12 protein-coding genes are annotated in these 18,993 nt (G+C 37.5%); 10 read left to right on the top strand and 2 right to left on the bottom strand.

The genetic code is table 11. The features are described 5' to 3' along the window. Nucleotides 1-73 precede the first annotated feature (73 nt). The 3 genes from OM074_RS08405 to OM074_RS08395 all read left to right on the top strand — a co-directional run bounded on the left by OM074_RS08405 (nucleotide 74) and on the right by OM074_RS08395 (nucleotide 2,974). Nucleotides 74-1,069, top strand: a complete 996-nt coding sequence (locus OM074_RS08405; protein WP_301199019.1) for a GntR family transcriptional regulator — start codon at nucleotides 74-76, stop codon at nucleotides 1,067-1,069. 164 nt (nucleotides 1,070-1,233) lie between these two features. Then, complete coding sequence (locus tag OM074_RS08400; RefSeq protein WP_301199018.1) at nucleotides 1,234-2,052, top strand: mechanosensitive ion channel family protein; 819 nt, start codon at nucleotides 1,234-1,236, stop codon at nucleotides 2,050-2,052. Between the two features lie 31 nt (nucleotides 2,053-2,083). Beyond that, complete coding sequence (locus tag OM074_RS08395; protein ID WP_301199017.1) at nucleotides 2,084-2,974, top strand: DUF3078 domain-containing protein; 891 nt, start codon at nucleotides 2,084-2,086, stop codon at nucleotides 2,972-2,974. Nucleotides 2,975-3,016: 42 nt separating this feature from the next. Here the strand turns inward: OM074_RS08395 and OM074_RS08390 are convergent, their stop codons facing one another. Further along, the gene (locus OM074_RS08390) at nucleotides 3,017-3,616 is read right to left on the bottom strand and encodes a carbonic anhydrase (RefSeq protein ID WP_301199016.1); all 600 of its coding nucleotides are present in this window, start codon (nucleotides 3,614-3,616) and stop codon (nucleotides 3,017-3,019) included. Nucleotides 3,617-4,009: 393 nt separating this feature from the next. Between OM074_RS08390 and OM074_RS08385 the strand changes: the two genes are divergently transcribed. The 4 genes from OM074_RS08385 to OM074_RS08370 all read left to right on the top strand — a co-directional run bounded on the left by OM074_RS08385 (nucleotide 4,010) and on the right by OM074_RS08370 (nucleotide 8,040). Next, the gene (locus OM074_RS08385) at nucleotides 4,010-5,014 is read left to right on the top strand and encodes a LacI family DNA-binding transcriptional regulator (RefSeq protein ID WP_301199015.1); all 1,005 of its coding nucleotides are present in this window, start codon (nucleotides 4,010-4,012) and stop codon (nucleotides 5,012-5,014) included. A 70-nt stretch (nucleotides 5,015-5,084) separates the two neighbouring features. Continuing rightward, nucleotides 5,085-5,921 carry a 5-dehydro-4-deoxy-D-glucuronate isomerase gene (gene kduI, locus OM074_RS08380; RefSeq protein WP_301199014.1) on the top strand — a complete coding sequence of 279 codons (837 nt, stop codon included), beginning with the start codon at nucleotides 5,085-5,087 and terminating at the stop codon, nucleotides 5,919-5,921. Between the two features lie 144 nt (nucleotides 5,922-6,065). Next, nucleotides 6,066-6,863 carry a gluconate 5-dehydrogenase gene (locus OM074_RS08375; RefSeq protein ID WP_301199013.1) on the top strand — a complete coding sequence of 266 codons (798 nt, stop codon included), beginning with the start codon at nucleotides 6,066-6,068 and terminating at the stop codon, nucleotides 6,861-6,863. A gap of 4 nt (nucleotides 6,864-6,867) precedes the next feature. Beyond that, a complete protein-coding gene (locus OM074_RS08370) occupies nucleotides 6,868-8,040 on the top strand; it encodes a BT3233 family polysaccharide utilization protein (protein ID WP_301199012.1) in 1,173 nt (390 codons plus the stop codon). A 76-nt stretch (nucleotides 8,041-8,116) separates the two neighbouring features. Here OM074_RS08370 and OM074_RS08365 read toward each other — a convergent pair whose 3' ends face one another. Next, nucleotides 8,117-12,271 (bottom strand): two-component regulator propeller domain-containing protein, encoded by a 4,155-nt coding sequence (locus OM074_RS08365; protein WP_301199011.1) that lies wholly within the window; start codon nucleotides 12,269-12,271, stop codon nucleotides 8,117-8,119. A gap of 308 nt (nucleotides 12,272-12,579) precedes the next feature. Between OM074_RS08365 and OM074_RS08360 the strand changes: the two genes are divergently transcribed. From OM074_RS08360 to OM074_RS08350, 3 genes are all read left to right on the top strand, one after another. Continuing rightward, on the top strand, nucleotides 12,580-14,022 hold the full coding sequence (locus OM074_RS08360; protein WP_301199010.1) for a cadherin repeat domain-containing protein: 1,443 nt from the start codon (nucleotides 12,580-12,582) through the stop codon (nucleotides 14,020-14,022). A gap of 120 nt (nucleotides 14,023-14,142) precedes the next feature. Continuing rightward, nucleotides 14,143-17,178, top strand: coding sequence for a SusC/RagA family TonB-linked outer membrane protein (locus OM074_RS08355; protein ID WP_301199009.1), 3,036 nt, complete (start codon nucleotides 14,143-14,145; stop codon nucleotides 17,176-17,178). Between the two features lie 34 nt (nucleotides 17,179-17,212). After that, nucleotides 17,213-18,823: a RagB/SusD family nutrient uptake outer membrane protein gene (locus tag OM074_RS08350; protein WP_301199008.1), complete on the top strand. Its 1,611-nt coding sequence runs from the start codon at nucleotides 17,213-17,215 to the stop codon at nucleotides 18,821-18,823. The last annotated feature ends 170 nt before the right edge of the window (nucleotides 18,824-18,993 follow it).

Genomic DNA, 18,993 nt, shown 5'->3' with positions numbered 1-18,993 from the left:
GTGGTAAAAAGCAATGAATTGAACATTGAGTGTGGGGGCATTCAATTAATTAAAAAAAACTTTAATAGTTGCCATGAGTGATTTTATTCCAAATATTGACGAAAGTTCTAGTGTTCCAAAATTTTTACAGGTAGTAGATGCTTTTGAAGAGGCTGTAAAAAGTAACAAGATGAAGGTGGGCGACAACCTGCCTTCTGTTAATGAAATGTGTTCCAGGTGCGGATTAAGCCGTGATACGGTTTTTAAGGCATACAGTGAATTGAAAAATCGCAGATTAATAGAATCTGTGCCTAATAAAGGGTATTATGTTTCAAGTAATACTTCCAATGTATTTCTTTTTTTAGATACGCTCAAGGCATATAAAGAGGTGCTCTACGGTGCTTTCAGGTCTGCTCTGCCCAGCCGGGTGAACGTAGATGTGCATTTTCATCATTACAATCCCAGGGTATTTGAGGATATTGTAAGAAATGCTGCAGGAAAGTACAGTCATTATATTATTATGAATTTTGATGATGACAGGGTGAAATCCGCCTTGAAGCTTATTGACCCATCTAAGCTTTTATGTATCGACTGGAAAATTAATGTTCCGCCTAAAAGTTCATTTATAGGACAGGATTTTGGAGCTCCGGTGTACAATAACCTCTTAAAAGTTGAGGATAAGTTAAAACGGTATTCCAGGCTTTTGTTAGTATATCCTGAGTATACAAACCATCCCAAAGAAACTGTGGAGTACTTCAAAAAATACTGTTCTGAAAGACAAATTCATCATGATGTAATTTATTCATTAGACGATTTGCATCCACAGAAAGGAGAGCTTTATTTTACAGTAAGCGACCGGGTGTTGGCTATTCTGCTTGATATGTCTTCAGATAAAGGGTTGGTGTTAGGGACAGACATAGGGATTATCTCGTATAATGAAACCCCAACAAAAAAGTATATTAAAGATGGGATCAGTGTGCTTTCTACAGATTTTGCTTTGATGGGCAAAAAAATGGCCTATTTTGTAGAACAGGAGCTTAAATTGAACGAATTTGTTGATACAGAAATAATTGAACGAAGTTCGTTGTGAGTTTCCATGGGAATTATCTTCGCTATTGAAAATAATAGTTGACTTTCATATTAAAATACCTGTAATTTGTGACTTGGTTGAACATTATTTGTATAATTTGGTTTAATGTTCTTGTAACTGTAGTACGATAAATAGATTTTTGAACCTAAATTCAATTTAAAATTATGGAACAGATTATGGATCTTTTTGAATCTTCAAAGGGGTATATTGTAGCCTATGGAGGGCAATTGGTTTTGGCTATTATTACTTTAATAGTGGGTTTTTGGGTGATTGCCAAGATCACCAAAGGAATGAAGAAGGCATTCCAGATAAAACAAGTTGATGTAACGCTTCAGCCTTTTTTGGTTGGATTACTGAGTTACATACTTAAAATTTTGTTGGTGATCAGCGTGATGTCGATGGTTGGCATTCAAATGACTTCGTTTATAGCTATTTTAGGTGCCGCAGGTTTAGCTGTGGGTATGGCTTTGTCAGGAACGCTACAGAATTTTGCCGGGGGTGTAATGTTGCTGGTGTTAAAGCCATTTAAAAAAGGTGATTTTATTGAAGCGCAGGGATATAAGGGAACGGTGCAGGAAATTCAAATTTTCAGCACTATTTTAAATACGCCCGATAACCGTGTTATTTTCATTCCTAATGGTGGGCTGTCAACGTCCAGTTTGATAAATTATTCAAGAGAATCTAACAGGAGAGTAGATTTTTCTTTTGGGATAGGATATGGAGATGATATTGATAAGGCCAAGGGAATAATTCTGGATGTTATCAGCCAAAATGATAAAATCTTTGAAACACCGGAACCATTTGTTGCAGTTGGAGAGTTGGCTGATAGTTCGGTTAATATTACCACAAGGGTATGGTGTAAAGGTGAAGATTACTGGGGAGTATTCTTCTATATGAATGAGGCTGTTAAAAAGGCATTCGACAAGCAAGGAGTTTCTATACCATTTCCACAAACCGATGTACATTTATTTAAAGCAGAATAAATAATAAGTAAATAATTCTAAACTTCACACAATGATGAAAATAGTACTAATTGCATTTTTATGCGCACTCACTACCGGGGTTTTCGCTCAGCAAGAAAAAAACGATTCTATTAAATATTGGAAAGTAGGGGGTAGTGCATCTCTCAATTTTTCTCAGGTTTCCTTAACCAACTGGTCTGGTGGGGGTAATAATACCGTGGCGGGAACATTTCTTTTTAAAGGATTTTTAAATTATAAAAAAGAAAAACTGGCCTGGGACAATACTTTGGATCTTGGGTATGGACTAACCAAGCAAGGGGATTATAAAGTTGCCAAGTCAGAAGATCGCCTGTATGTATCCTCAAAGCTTGGTTACGAAAATGGTAACCATTGGTTTTATACTGCCCTGGCTGATTTTAAAACCCAGTTTACTGTTGGTTATAAGGATCCTTTGGTTCAGGCCACTAAAATTTCAGATTTTATGTCGCCTGCTTATTTGCAGTTTTCGCTGGGTATGGATTATAAACCATCAGACAATTTTTCTATGTTCATATCTCCTCTGGCTTCAAAAATGACTTTTGTTTCAAGCGATTCATTGTCGTATGCCGGGGCTTATGGTATGGAAAAGGAAGAATATGATCATATGAGGGGTGAGTATGGAGCTTCGGTAAAAGTAGTGGCTCAGAAGAAGGACTTAATCAAAAATGTAAATGTTTATTCCAGATTGGACCTTTTTTCCAATTATTCTGAAAACCCCCAGAATGTTGATGTAGATTTTGAAATAGGGTTCGATATGAAAGTTAATAAGTTTTTAAGTGCAGTGTTTAAAACAAATATTATTTACGATGATGATATTAAGTATGTAAATAGTGCCGGAGTGGAAGAGGGGGCACGAATCCAGATGAAACAGTTGTTTGGCGCAGGGTTGACGTATAGTTTTTAAGAAATATAAAAAGGAGCGGTTATATAACGCTCCTTTTCTGTTTTAATATGGTGATTTTACATCCATTAGTTTTTTAAGATGCCCGGATTTTAGGTCAAATATCCACCCGTGTAAAAAAAGTTCCTGATTCCTTTCCCAGGCGTGTTGTACAATTGAGGTGTTTGATAGTTTTTCAATTTGCCTTTCTACATTTATCTCCGACAATTTATTCAACATTTCTTCTTTGTCATCAAATTTGTTTAATATCTCACTGTTCTTTTTGTAAGAATCTTTTATTCCGGAAAGCCAGTCACCCAGGTATTCATCTTTGTTGTTGTCTACAGCTGCAGCAATTCCTCCACATCCGTAATGCCCACAGATAACAATGTGTTTTACTTTTAGGTAGTCTACCGCATATTTAATTACGCTCATTACATTAGAGTCGTTGGTAATTACCTGGTTGGCAATGTTCCGGTGTACAAAAAAATCCCCTGGTTCTGTATGGGTATGCCCTGCTGCTGGAACACGACTATCTGAGCAACCTATCCAAAGATATTTAGGGCTTTGTCCTAATGCCAGGTTTTTAAAGTAATCGGTATCTTCCCGGGTTTTTTCTTTTACCCATTCTTTGTTTTTGGCAAAAATATGATCTAATGACAGCATAGAAATATATTAATTGTTTAAATGTTGCTAAGATAACAGATCGTTAGACTTTAGATAAGAGACTTATTTGCAAGATGCTTAAAATCAGATTTTTACCTAACTTAAGTTGGTTTTATTAATTATCTCATAATCTTACACTTATAAAAAAAAACTAACGAACTATTGTAAGAATAACAGCCCGAAAATAGAAAATGTTTAATAGAATATAAATAGAGGTTGTTCAATTTTTGGGCAAGTATTTGTTTTTTTGCTGCTGGTGATTTTGTTAAGATTGGGGTAGCGTGTTGATAATAAGGTGTTTGTGTGGTGGCGGAAATAATAAAGTGTAAAAAATATACAAACGATTGCACATTATTGCGCAATCGTTTGTATATTTGCAGTAAATTATAACTAATGAAGAAGGTTACCATTAATGATATTGCAAAGAAGTTGGGAGTTACCCCTTCAACAATTTCACGGGCTTTGGCTGATAATAAGAGGGTTAGCCTAAAGACCAGGGAGATGGTAAAGAAAGTTGCCAAAGAGATGGGGTATCAACCTAATTTAATGGCTGCTTCTTTAAGAAAAGGCAGGTCGGATTTGGTTGGGATGATAGTGCCAAGGATTAACCGCCATTTTTTTAGCAATGTGATTAGTGGAGTTGAAGAAATATTGAATCCTGCAGGTTATAGTTTGCTTATTATGCAAAGTCACGAAAAGTTGAGGTCTGAAGTTAAAGCAGTAAACTCACTGATGCAAAACCGTGTTGCAGGAATTATCACTTCTATTTCAAGTGAAACCGATGATTTTGGACACTTTCAGTATGTAGTAGATTCAAAAGTTCCATTAGTTCAGTTTGATAGGGTTAGCAAAGAGCTGACTGGAGCAAAGGTTGTCAACGATAATTATACCGGAGCATATCTGGCTACTAAAAAGTTATTGGAATCAGGGTATCGAAGGGTGGCACACTTTGGGGGCAGCAGGTTGCTAAAAGCTTATTGTGAGCGCAGGAGAGGATATGAAGATGCAGTGAAGGATTATTTTGGGAAAGTGGATGAAGGATTGATAATGGAAGATGTTATTACCCGTGAAGCAGGCTATTTAAAAGTAAAAGAAGTAGCCAAGGAAGGGATCGACGCTGTTTTTTGTGCTGGTGATTATTCTGCATTTGGCGTTTACGAAGGATTAAAGGAACTGGGGATAAGTATATCAAAAGAATTTGGGGTGGCAGGATTTGGAAATGAACCTTTTGCTGAGATGATTTATCCAACCCTTTCGTCTGTGGAGCAACAGGGTAGTGAAATGGGGCGAATGGTGGCAAGGCAAATGATTGATGCAATCAATGGCTCTGGCCATAATATAGAAATAGTTGTCCCTGTTAAGTATATTGATAGAGATTCTTCAGGTAAAGTCTTGTAGAGTTAGTGTTTGTAAAGTAATATTTCGATTAAATATATTATTAGGTAGTTAATTAAATAATTAGGTAGTTATGAGTTTGGAAGTTCGTTATGCAGTACATCCGGAAGATGTGAAAAGCTATGATACATCACGTATCAGAAAAGAATTTTTGGTTGAAAAGGTAATGGTTGAAGGTGAAATCAACCTGGTTTATTCTTTTTACGACCGATATATTGTAGGAGGGGCCGTGCCTACAGATAAGCCAATTAAATTGGAAACTTATGATGAATTAAAGGCTGATTTCTTTTTAGCCCGTCGCGAAATGGGTATAATCAATGTTGGAGGAGACGCTAAAATTACAGCCGACGGAACGGTTTATACCTTGAAATATAAAGAAGCCCTTTACCTGGGACAAGGTATAAAAGATGTTGTTTTTGAATCTGTTGATGCTTCATCTCCAGCTCATCTTTATATTAACTCGGCACCGGCACATAAGTCTTTGCCTAGCCGTCATGTAACTTTGGCCGATGCAAATGTGTTACAGTTAGGTTCGTTGGAAACTTCTAATGAGCGCCAGATTAACCAATTGTTGATTAAGGAAGTTATCGAAACCTGCCAGTTGCAAATGGGAATGACTGAGTTGAAACCTGGAAGTGTTTGGAATACTATGCCAGCACATACGCATAACCGCAGGATGGAAGCGTATTTTTATTTTGAAGTGCCAGAAAATCAAGCAGTTTGTCACTTTATGGGACAGCCTGAAGAAACTCGCCATATCTGGATGAAAAATGAAGAGGCAGTTTTATCTCCATCATGGAGTATTCATAGTGCAGCAGGGACTTCAAATTATATTTTTATTTGGGGTATGGCAGGTGAAAACCTGGATTATACAGATATGGATGTACGCCAGCCAAATGAATTGAAATAAAATTAATTTGCGATTATTTTTAGTGAAAGGTTGATTTGGTGCTTTTAGTGGCCAAACACCTTTCATACTTTAATGAATTAAAATTTTTTGCACAAATGTGCAAACGATTGTTTTAGAATTTAAACATATATAAATCTTAAAGATATGATTAACCAATTATTTGATTTGTCAGGAAAAGTAGCCCTTGTTACAGGTGGTACCCATGGTATTGGAATGGCATGTGGTAAAATATTAGCAAAAGCTGGTGCAAAATTATGTGTTAACGATATAAACGACGAAAAGTTAGAAGAATGTAAGGCTGAATATGCTAAAGATGGTATTGATGTATTTACAGTGAATTTTAACGTTACTTCGGAAGAGGATGTTGATAAAGGTGTTAGCATTATCGAAAAAGAAGTTGGTCCTATTGATATTTTGGTGAATAACGCTGGTATTATCAAGCGTGTCCCAATTTTAGATATGCCAATTAAAGATTTTGAAATGGTATTGGATGTTGATTTGGTTGCCCCATTGATTGTGGCAAAAAGGATTGCTCCGGGAATGATCGAGCGCCGCCAGGGAAAAATCATCAACATGTGTTCTATGATGAGTGTTTATGGACGTCAGAATGTTTCGGCATATGCTGCGGCTAAAGGTGGATTAAAATTGCTTACCGAAAACATGACCTGTGAATGGGCAAAATACAATGTACAGATTAATGGTATTGGCCCTGGTTATATTGCTACGTCTCAAACGGCTCCTATTCGTGAAAATGGCCATCCTTTTAATGATTTGGTTATGACTCGTACACCTGCCGGAAGATGGGGAGATCCTGAGGATGTAGGTAATGCTGCCTTATTCCTGGCATCAAAAGCTGCCGATTTTGTTAATGGCCATATTTTATATGTTGATGGTGGTATTCTTGCCAACTTTGGATATGTAAAAGGTGAAAATGAGATTTAATCTTATGAAGAATCAGTTTTATTATATTCTATTTGCTGTGCTTCTACTTGTTTTAAGTAGTTGCACCAGCAATGACAATGGCATGGTTGTATCTGTATCAAACTCTCTAGATGTGGATAGAACTGTAGAAACTGTTCGTGTGGAACTGTGCGAAAGTTTGTCTGTGGCAACGGGTGTTGTGGTTATCGACAAGGCATCTAATGTTGAAATCCAATCTCAATTGGTAGATAAGGACAAAGACAATGTTTTTGAAGCAATTCTTTTTCAGGTTAAGTTGAGTGCAAATGAAAGCCGTGATTTTGTTATTAAAGAGGGAGTTTCTTCTGTTAAACCTTCTGAGGTAAAAACTTACGCTCGTTTTGTACCGGAACGTACAGATGATTTTACCTGGGAAAATGACAAGGTAGCTTTTCGTGTGTATGGACCAACTGCTCAACGTATGGTTGAAGAAGGCCAGGAGGGTGGTACGCTGTCTGGTGGTGTAGATTGTTGGCTTAAAAAAGTGGATTACTCAATTATAAATAAATGGTATAAAGGGAATGATGAAAACCCTGGTTATTACCATATTGATCATGGCGAAGGGTTGGACAATTACCATGTTGGACCTAGTCTTGGTTGTGGTGGTACAGGTGTTATGATTGACGGAGAATTGGTTACTTCGCTTAACTACACTGGATATAATGTACTATCAAATGGTCCGGTTGAAACAGCATTTGAGCTGGCTTATGCGCCGTTTGGTTCTGAAAAAAAGCAGGTAAGCCAATCAAAAACAGGAATCATAAACCTGGGAAATAATTTTACAAAGTTTGTTATTGAGGTTAAAGGTGCCGACACATTAACTACCGGGGTAACTTTGCATGAAAACCAAGGTGTTACAGGAGTGGATTCTGTTGCGTGTTGGGGAGATTATTGGTCGCCGCATTTTGGCGAAGAGATCGGTAATGCTATTGTGGTGGATCCTAAATATTATGCCGGGTATTCAAAGGTTGTTTCCAACGAAAAGGATAAAAGCCATTTGTTGATGCACTTAAAGGTGATAGATGGCAAAGTTGAATATTATACAGGTTTTGCCTGGAGTGGGAGTAAGCAGTTTAAAGGGCAAAAAGAATGGGAAGCGTATTTAAGTAAGTTTGCCCGTCAAATCAGCAACCCACTTAAAATTACGAAAGCGAATTAAGATTTAGTAGTTTTATAGTTTTATAGTTTATTTATTCAGGTAGTTCACTTTGGGAACTACCTGTTTTTGTTTGTACTTATTTATTTATGTTGCTGAACTTGTGGAAGTTTCTTCTGTATGTAGAGGGTGAAACACCATATTCTTTTTTAAAGGTCTGGCCAAAGTAGCTGATGTCGCTAAAGCCGCACTCTCCTGATATTTCGGATACATTTAAAGTTGTTTCTTCAAGTAGCTCAACAGCTTTTATGAGTCTCATCTTTTTAATAAACATGTTTGGCGACAAGTTGATGCTGTTTGTTAGTTTTCTATATAGCATTGAATTGCTGATGTTCAGTTCGCTTGCTAAATCGCCAACACCAAAGTTTGGGTTCGAAATATTCTTTTCTACACTGGTTTTAATCTCATTTAAAAACTTGTCTTTTCCTTTTGTAATCGTTTTTGAAAAAGCATCGTTTCTAACGGGTTTGTCCTCTTTGAAACTGTTTTTTTGATTGATAAGGTTCTGTACCCTAACAAGTAGCGTATTGATGTCAAGGGGTTTGGCAATATAACTATCAGCACCGGCCTTGTAACAAATAGCTCTTTCATTTTCAGAAGGCTGGCCGGATAGCATAATGAATGGAATAACCTTGTTACTTCCGGATTTCTTCACCTCTTTACATAAATCTTTGCCTGTAAGGGGATAAGAGGAAAGGGTGTCGGAAATTATCAGGTCTGGTGTTTGTTTTAAGATGTTTTTTAGGCCTGTTTGTGCATTACTAAATTCCTTTACATTAAAAAACGGTGATAGTTGTTTTTTTAATATCCTGCGTAAATCCTGATCGGGATCAATGATGGTGATAATGCTTTTTTCGTCTGATTCTTTTACCAGGTTCCTTAGGTTTACTAATACCTCCTCCTCAATTTCTAATTTGTTTTTAAGGAAACCAATATCTTCTTTGGTTATTTTCCCGTTTTCTGTATTTATATCCTGATAAGCATTTTGTGATATGGGTATGTTAAATGTGATCACTCTTTCGTTGTTGTTTGTGGAGAATTTTATTTCACCCCGATGCAATTCAATCATCTGTTTTGTTATGGCCAGTCCAATGCCAATGTTACCTGTCATATACTCACTTTCATCGGTGAGAAGAACATCCGGGACATCGTTTAATTGCAAGTGGTTATGGGTAATGATAAACTGTGCATAATCGGTGGCGTTTTTGTTTACAGAATGCGCCTGGATGCTGATAAATCCTTTGTATGAGGTGTCTTTTAAGGCTAATGTTAGCAAGTTGTATAAAATAATATCGAGTTTGTCGGTGTCAAAGCAGGCTTCGTTTATCTGGATGTCTCGTGTAAACAGTATTTCCTTTTTACTCATTAACAGACCAAAGTTATCGCACACATCGCTTGTAAAATTGTTTAAATTTTCAACTGTAATATTTAATGGAATTTGATCACTTTCGGCAGTGCTATAATATAAAAACTGTTTGTTAAACCTAATGAGCCTGTTGATGTTCCGCTGCGCAAGCAGAAGATCTTGTTGGGGTGGTGAGGACCTGAGGTTTTTCCAGTTCTCCATATATACATTAAGTACATTTAAGGGAGTGATGAACTCATTCGAAATGTTAGCAAAAAGCTGTTTTTTGAAGTCTAGAAGGTTTTCTGATTTCTCGTGTTCAATGTGCTCTATTTCCAGTTCTCTCATTATTTTGTGAGTTTTCCTCTCTTTAATAATAATATATAAAAGGGTTGAGAGAATGATACCAAAATAAAGACTAATGGCCCATCCTGTTTCGTAATAGGCTGGTTTTACTATTACCCTGAGACTGCGTGGTTGGGGCCTCCATAATCCATTGTTATTTGAAGCGTTGTATCGTAGCGTGTATTCACCCGGTTTTAAATTGGCATAGGTAATTTCCCTGATGGAGGATCTGATGTATCTCCAATCGTTGTCTACACCTTCGAGCTTAATGATATAATTGTTGTTTTCAGGGGAGGCATAGGAGAGTGCAGAAAAGGTAAATGAAAGGGTATTGGAGTTGTGATTTATAATTAAAGGGGCATTGTTTGAAGGTGTTTTTATGATTTGATTGCCATGTTTTATGTTTGTAATAGCAACAGGAGGTATGGACGGGTTTGATTTTACAGAATCGGGATAGAAAGCATTAAAACCTCTGTTCCCACCTAAGTATATCTTTCCATCCTGGCCTTTGTAACAGGCATTCCTGATAAAATTGTTATTCAATAGCTGTTCTGATTTTGGAAATACAGAATAACTGACTTTGTTTTCTTTAAGGCTAAGCCTGATTATTCCCAGGCTTGATGCTATCCATAAAATACTGTTGTCGTCTTCAATAATGCTGAAAATGGCTTCTCCAATAATGTTATCTACTTCCTTTACCTGGCTGAAGTTGATGTTATCAGGTGTTTTTTTTAAGAGTTTGCCCCCGGTGGTACCAAGCCAGATGGTTCCATCGTGCCCTTTGTGCATTGTGCTTATCTGTTGCGGTACGTTTAAAAAGCGGGGATGGTCTGATCCTGCGTGTTCGAATTGAGCAGGGAAATGGGCTTCCAGACTTGTTTTTAACAGGTTAATGCCTTTGTCAAAGGTGCTTACCCAAAGTTGATGGTTGTTGTCTTCTATTATTTTTGATATGAGGTTACTGCTGATCGAGTTCGGGTCATCATTTTTGTGCTTGTAGCTTATTAAGCTAAAGTTTTCAAGTCCGGCAGGGTAGTGTTTGATGATTTTATAAAGCCCTTTCTCTGTGCCTGCCCATATGTTTCCAAGGTGATCTTGCATGAGGTCAACTACTGATTCTGCTTCAAAATTATAGGCAGTGTTGTCCTGGCTTATTTCGATGGAGTTTCCTGTTAGCGGGTCGTATTTAATAAGGCCCAGGTATCTTGTCCCAAGCCATAAAAAACCATCCGTGTCCCATAAAAAGCAATTGATGGTGTTTAGATCCGCTGTTAGTTTTTGATATTCGGGCATGGATGTATAAGGGACAAAGCGTTTGTCTGAAAATGAGTATTTGCCAAAACCATAGCCGCGCAGACCGATTAAAAGATTATTATTGGGGTCTTTTGTAAATGCTGTAGCTGCCTGACTTAATAGTTTTTTAGAGTTAATAGGGATTTTGTATGTTGTAAAGTGTTGAGAGTATGGATTTGAGAGATAAACGCCAGTTAGGGTGCCTGCCCACACAAAATCATTGTCATCGCACAAAATTGAAAAAGCTTCGTATTGAGGGGTATTTGACGATTCGGAAGAGGTTGCTGTTATGGAAGAAAACTCAGGTATCTCATTTAGTGGTTTTTTAATTTGAATTACGCCATTGGTAGTTCCCAGCCAAAGTGTACCATTGGGGTCTATATCAATGTCATAAGTAATATTGTCGCTGCTGATGTTGTTGTGCCGTCCTTCCGTTTTAATATTGTAATCTTGGTCAAGGGAAATGCAAATAAGGCCCTTTTCCCATAGTCCCAGCCAATATTTATTATCATTTGTTTCGCATATGGCGTAGGGTGTGTTTTCAGAAAAGATCACCTGATTGTCAATGCCTTCGTAAGTTTTAAAGATGTTTTTTTTAGGGTTTATAATAATAAGGTTGCCTTCCCAGGTACTGATCCATATATTATTTTGGCTGTCGCAATATATTTTGGTGATCCATTCAGAGGTCATGCCCATTCTGGTATCCTCCTTGTTAAACTCCTCGTAGCTGTTATCTGTGGTATTTAGTTTTAATACGCCATCTCCGGCAGTTCCAACCCAAAGGTTATCGAATTCGTCAATAGTTACTGAATTTATTTTATTGTATGATTTGGAATCCCAGCTTTTTTCAAAGGTGTTAAAAAACGAGAAGCGATCGTTGTCAATGTCAAGTTTTGCAATTCCATGGTCTGTTGCAAACCATAAATTTCCGTCAGTACTTTGGGCAATGTCCGAAAAACTATTTGTTATGAGTCCTTTAGCCAGATAAGTAGATGTTGAATATAGTTTTAATTCATAGCCATCATAACGCACCAGTCCTTCCGGGGTGGCAAACCACATAAAACCCTTGCTACCCTTAAAAACTTTTCTGATTTCTTCGGTAGGTAATCCTTCGTTACCAGAGATGGTGGAGGTGGAATAAGGGTTTTGTGAAATTGCGATACTTGAGTTGCCAAGTATATAAATAATAGTGGCAAAAATTAAGTAAATGCGCAATTTAAGACTGTTTATAATGATGTGTCCGTTCAACATTATTTAGAGATTTTAAGAAATTATATCATAAAAGAATTAAAAAATATTAAAAAACAGATCTGCTTTGTTCCTAAATATAAGTCATTTTAAATATTATATCTTAATAAATATTCATAAAAGTCTCTTAAAGTGCAGAAATACAGGGTTTAGGGGTGTTGTGATGCTTTGATAATTGTTTTGTTGTAAGTGAATGAAATATCATAATAAATGAATAAAATACAATAAAAAATGCCTCAATTATGAGATTATTTTGTCTTCGTAAGCGCTTTAATTACAAATAGGGAATTAAACAGATTTTAAAAAACGTTATGAAAAGAAAACTAAAGTTAGGAAAATATGCAGTGTTTTTTATTGCTGCTTTTTTCTTATTATCATCATGCGATGGTGACAATGAAAAACAATGGGTGGCAGATTCAAGCCCACAGTTCAATTTAACTTCAGAGGAAGTACATAGCGAGCCGGGAAGGACTTTTGTTATAGGAGGTGAAGTGACCGACGAACTGGGAATTGATAAAATCAGAATCAATATTGATGAATGGTATCTTGATAAAACGATTCAGGTATATAAAGGAGAGGATTTAATTACAGGTTATTCTTTAAATTATTCCTTTGAAATTCCTGAAGACGCTCAAGATAAGGAGTTCAATATTAATGTAACAATTACTAATGTTGGTGGACTTGAGGTTACAAAAACGCTGAGTGTTTTTATGGATGGTGATTTTGATAACCCGGTATTGGATGTTAAGTCACCGGTTAATGGTTTAACCCTGGCACCTGAGGGAGAACTTCCTGTAGATATTCATGTGTTGTTGTCGGATGCTCGTCAACTTGGTTATTTTGTAGCTAAAGAAGCATCTTTAGATTACTATGACAGTATTTCTTTTGAAGGCACAGGGAAACTGGATTACGAATATCAATATACAGCTACTTTACCTGCGCAGTTGGGAGAATACAATTTTTCTTTCACTGTAGCTGATAGTGCAGGGAATGTAGTAAGTGCTGATAGAATTGTAAAGGCATCGTTCGACTTTGATAAACTTTATCTTGCCGATGTAAAAACAGATGCTGAACTGGTATCAGACTTGTTTGGTGTACCAATGTTAATCACTAAAACAGCTCCTTATAATTTTGAGGCCAAGTATTATTCCGAAGCTGCAGGGACTGAAATTAAGTTTATCCCTCAAACTACCAGTTTTGCGCCGCATTGTTATGGTATTGACCCTAATGATGAGACTAAATTGATAAACGATCCTGAAAATGCATTGCCTATTATTCTTGATGCTAAAGGATACTTTAAAATTACTGTTGATTTAGAGGCATTAACCTATAGTGTTGAACAGTATACTCCTGATACCTGGTATTATGAGCCAAAAATGGAGTATCCAAACGATGATTCATATATTGAGTCGGAGTATGTTGGAAAACTTGGGTTAGTAGGAAAAGGCTTCCCGGATTATCCGGATCAGAGCTGGGCAACATGGGCTTCAATTCCTTTTGACAGGGATCCTGAAAACAACTACCGTTTCTATAAAACAATCGATATGGAAGGAACTGTAGAGTTTATTTTCCAACCGGAGCATCCATGGGGATGGTGGCCAGAGCCTTTCTGGAGGTTTGACAGAAAGGTAGATCCTGAGGCAACTGTTTTAAAAGGAGGTGATAATGTGGCTATGGAAGTTCCTGAAAGAACTACCTACAGAGTAATTTTTGATAGTCACTTGAACAGGGCTAAGGTTATAAAAGTAGATTAGATACTATAAAGAGTTTTATTGCTTGAAATCAATTTCAGTAAAGGGGTATGGGTTTTATACTTAGTCCTTTACCGGAATTGATCAGGCAATGGATATAGTTCATGAATAAATATTAAACATATGAAAAAAATAATATGGTTGTTTTCCTTTTTGTTTTTCATTGGGATGACAATTTTTGGACAAGAGGTTAAAATTAGCGGTGTTGTCAGTACGGAGAGCGGCGAATCGTTGCCTGGTGTATCGATACTTGTTAAAGGTACTACAACAGGTACCATTACCGACATAGACGGGCATTATATGCTCAATGCAAACGTAAACGATGTTGTTGTGGCCAGTTTTATTGGTTTTGATACCAAAGAAATTGTCATTACCGGAAATAATACCAATCTGGATATTATTTTAAAAGAAGCCAGTATCTCTTTAAATGAAGTGGTTGCCATTGGTTATGGTAAGGCAAAAAGAAAGGACCTGACCAGTTCCATTGCATCTGTGCAGGGAGATGAAGTGAAGGCTATGAGTGTAGGTAATCCTGTACAGGCCCTTCAGGGTAAAGCACCGGGATTGCAGGTGGTTGCAGGTGGTGGATCACCAGGTGCTGCACCTAAAGTATTAATCAGGGGCTTTACTTCTATCAGCCTTTCAACAGATCCGCTATATGTGGTTGACGGGGTGCCAATGGGTAACAACCTTAATTTTTTGAATTCCAGCGAAATTGAGAGTGTCGATGTACTAAAAGATGCTTCTGCAGCTGCAATTTATGGTAGCCGTGCTTCCAACGGGGTTATTTTGGTTACTACCAAAAAGGGTTCAGATGGAAAACCTGTTTTCTCTGCTGATTTTTCTTATGGTATCCAGGTTTTAAACAAGCCTTTTGACATGGCAAATGCTGAAGAGTATGCCACAACTATGAACCAATCGCTTGTTAATGCAGGACTAGGTACCCGCTTCGACGATCCTGCTTCATTGGGTTCAGGAACAGACTGGTGGGGAGAAGGTGTAAATAAATATGCACCACAACGTAATGCATCTTTACAAGTTACCGGAGGTGACGAGAAGTATAAGTATGCCGTGAGCCTTAGTTATTTTGATCAGGAATCATTTTATAATTCGGGCAACTGGAAAAGGATTACCGGTAGGGTAACGCTTGACTGGAAATTTTCAGACAAAGTTTCATTTGGAGTAAGCATGAACCCAAGGAGAGAGCTTTGGGATAATACGCCATCGTGGTACCAGGATTACTTGTTGCAGGATCCTATTTCTCCAATTTACCGACCAGAGGAAGAACAAGTTGGGCTTAACCAATACAGTATTTTCCAAAGATCATACTATACATATGTGTGGAACCCGATTGCACGTGACGCCAGAAACTTTGGTGATGGAGGGTATTATGCAATCACATCAAGCTCGTATCTTACATATAAGCCTATTAAAAACCTTGAAATTAAAACTCAGTTAAGTGGCAATTTCAAGTTTAACCATACGGATGATTTTATACCTGATTTTACTATTGATGGGGCTCACGAACACCAGGATATCAACTATGTGTTCCGGGATCATGAATTTAACAGGTATTGGAACTGGACAAACACAGCTACTTATACTCTTCAAAAAGGTGGACACAATGCTTCATTAATGGGAGGTGCTACATTTGAAAAGTCTTACGGACGAAATATCGAAGGTAACAAAGAAGGAGCACCAAATAACTCAGAATTGCTTAGGGAATTGGTAGCAGCTACAGGAACCGATTTTATAACCGGTAATCAATGGGAGTCGTCAATCGAATCTTTTCTGGGGCGTTTTTCATATAACTATAAAAGCCGTTATTATTTAACAGCAACCTATAGAGTTGACGGATCTTCAAAATTCTTAGCTAGCAATAAATGGGCAGGGTTCCCTTCCGCATCTGTGGCATGGCGTATTTCAGATGAAAATTTCTTAAGTAATCTTTCGTTTGTTGATGATATTAAATTAAGAGCAGGTTGGGGTAGATTAGGTAATCAAAACCTTCCAGCTGACGCTTATCTATCAAAGTTGGCAAAAAATTATTATGTATTTGGAGACGGACAAGGAACTGTAGTGAATGCTACTGAACCAGCGCAAATGAAGAATGAAGACATTAAGTGGGAGACAGTTGAAGATATAAATATTGGTACTGACTTTACGCTTTTTGATAATGCCATTACGGGTTCGTTTGAGTACTATCGAAAAAATACAAAGGATATGATATTTAGAATGCCTTATCAATATTACAGTGGGTTTCCTGATTGGAGCTATATCTGGTCCAACATTGGTTCAATGAAATCTTCAGGTATTGAAATTGCATTGAATTATCACGGAAAATCAGGAGATTTTAAATATGATGTTGGTTTTACTTTAATGACAAGTTCGGTTGAGGCTACTAAGCTACCATATACTACTCCTGTTATTTATGGTAATGGAAGTCGTACTAAAACTGTTGTGGGCGATGAGCCTGGATACTTCTTTGGGTATAAAACAGATGGTTTGTTCCAAAACCAATTTGATGTGAACTCGCACTCTAATGATACCGGAGATTTGTTGCAGCCTTATGCACAGCCTGGTGATATCAGATTTGTTGATACTAATGGAGATGGAGAGCTAACAGGAGATGACAGGGTAAAACTTGGAAGTCCTTGGCCTGATTTTACAGGTGGTGTAAATATAAGCGTGGGCTATAAAGGATTTGATTTGCTTGCTAACCTGTATGCAAGTGTAGGAAACGAGTTGGTTAACGATATTAAGAAGGATTTATATAGTACAACAGCTTCTGAAAGTAATGTGATTAGTGGTTTGTTAAGCGATGCCTGGCATGGAGAAGGAACCAGCAATAGCATTCCTCGTGTTTCTCATGTGGATAACAACCAAAACTACGACAAATTCAGTGATTTTTATGTTGAAGATGGTTCATACCTAAGGTTAAAGAATATCCAGTTGGGGTATACCTTACCTCAAAACATTTCTAAGCGTATGGGTATGAGCAAATGTAGAGTGTATGTGTCTGGACAGAATATTGCAACATGGACTAACTATTCAGGTGTAGAGCCAGAAGTTTCAGGTGATGTGTTAAGCTTCGGATTTGGTGGATGGACCTATCCGGTGTTGCCTACCTATTTAGTTGGTGTTAATATTAACTTTTAATAAACCGCATCATTCATTCGAAAAAATAATAATTATGAAGAAAAATATAATAGCAATAATGTTTGGAGTGGTGTTGTTACTGATGGCATCATGTGAAGATTTTATTGAAGTAGACAGTCGGGGACAGCAAAATTTAGATAATTATTTCCAGTCGGAAGAAGAGTGTGTGAGTTTTGTGAATTCCATATATAAAGGATTTGCAAGCTGGGATGATTGGTGGCAGCAAATTTTGCATGTATCCAATATGATGAGTACTGATGACGCCTGGATGGGTAACCTTCAGCAGGATCCATCTAAGCACTATGCCTTAGCTCATTATTTTGTTGACCCAACAAATATTCCGAGCTCGTTAACAGACTATTATTACATGAAGTATCTTAACATTGGCTCGTGTAATACAGCTATTCATCGAATTGCAGACGCAAATATTCCTGAGGATATAAAAAATCGTTTGGTTTCGGAAGCTAAATTTTTCAGGGCTTTTAACTATTGGGAACTGGTGCAGAACTTTGGTGATGTGGTGTTGGTATTGGAACCTCAGGGTACATCTGATTTAAACAAACAACGTACAGCAAAGGCTGAAGTATATGCTCAAATTGTTAAGGATTTACAAGAAGCGGAGGCTGTATTGCCAGGAAGTTATGATTCAGAAGATTTAGGACGTGTTACCAAATGGGCATGTAAAGCCTTGTTGGCCAGGACTTATCTTTATATGAAAGATTATACAAATGCCTATGCGTATGCTAATGAGGTTATTGAAGAAGGACCTTATTCGCTTGAGCCGGAATTTGTTAACATCTGGAGCGTGTACAACCACAATGGAGTGGAATCTATTTTCGAAATCCAGGTAAACCAGGATCAGCAGTACTATGTGGGTAACCGTTTTTCTGTTGTAATGGGTGCCCGTGGCGAAACCTGGCCTGAAGGTGAAGAGGATAAGATTATGGATGGATGGGGATGGTGTGTTCCTTCTTCTCATCTTGAACAAGCTTACCTTTCAGAAGGTGATGAAATCAGAAGAAAAAGTACCATTATTACTATTGGTGATGCTGTGTATGGTGATGAGGAAGAGAATCCAAATTATCAGTTTAATCCAGACATCAACAAGTCGGGTAGGGTATGGAGAAAATACTATGTGCCTATTGCCATGAGAAGGGAATTGACAACAAAAGACCGCCATATTCCACTTCCAAAAATTCTTTTACGCCTTGGTGAAATGTATTTAACAAGAGCTGAAGCTGCTTACTTCAACAACAACGAAGGTCAGGCAAAAAGCGATATTGCATTTTTAAGGGCTCGTGTAGAATTAGGTGATAAAAATGATTTAAGTGGTAACGACTTATTATACGCCATTTGGAAAGAAAGAAGACTGGAAATGGCTTCGGAAGGTTTAAGGTTATTCGATTTACGAAGAGAGATTGACCCTGTATCGGGCAAAGCAATGATTGCTGAAGCCATGGGGCCAAATGGGTACTTTGTTCAGTATAACCTAAACGAAAGTACAGATCCTTATGAAACAATTCACCCAAGTGAATCGCAGGATAAGGGTATTCAGTTTGTAGAAGGACGCCATGAGTTATGGCCTTTCCCACAGGCTGAAATTGACAGAAGTAATGGATTCCTGTATCAAAATCCAAATTATTAAAAAATACAAGCCGGCTTTTATAGCCGGCTTAACTAGGTTTATCTCAAAAGTTTAAAAATAATAGAACTTGCAAGAAAACTCGAGTTTTTCCCAACCCGCACCCTCCAACTCTCCCGAATACAAGTTCGGGACAGGCTCTAAAGGGAGAGTCTCAACCCACAGTGTGCGAG

This window comes from Plebeiibacterium marinum (assembly GCF_026013615.1).
GTDB lineage: Bacteria > Bacteroidota > Bacteroidia > Bacteroidales > Marinilabiliaceae > Saccharicrinis > Saccharicrinis marinus_A.
The sequence above is the reverse complement of the archived record's forward strand: the minus strand, read 5'-3'. Positions and strand labels throughout refer to the sequence as shown.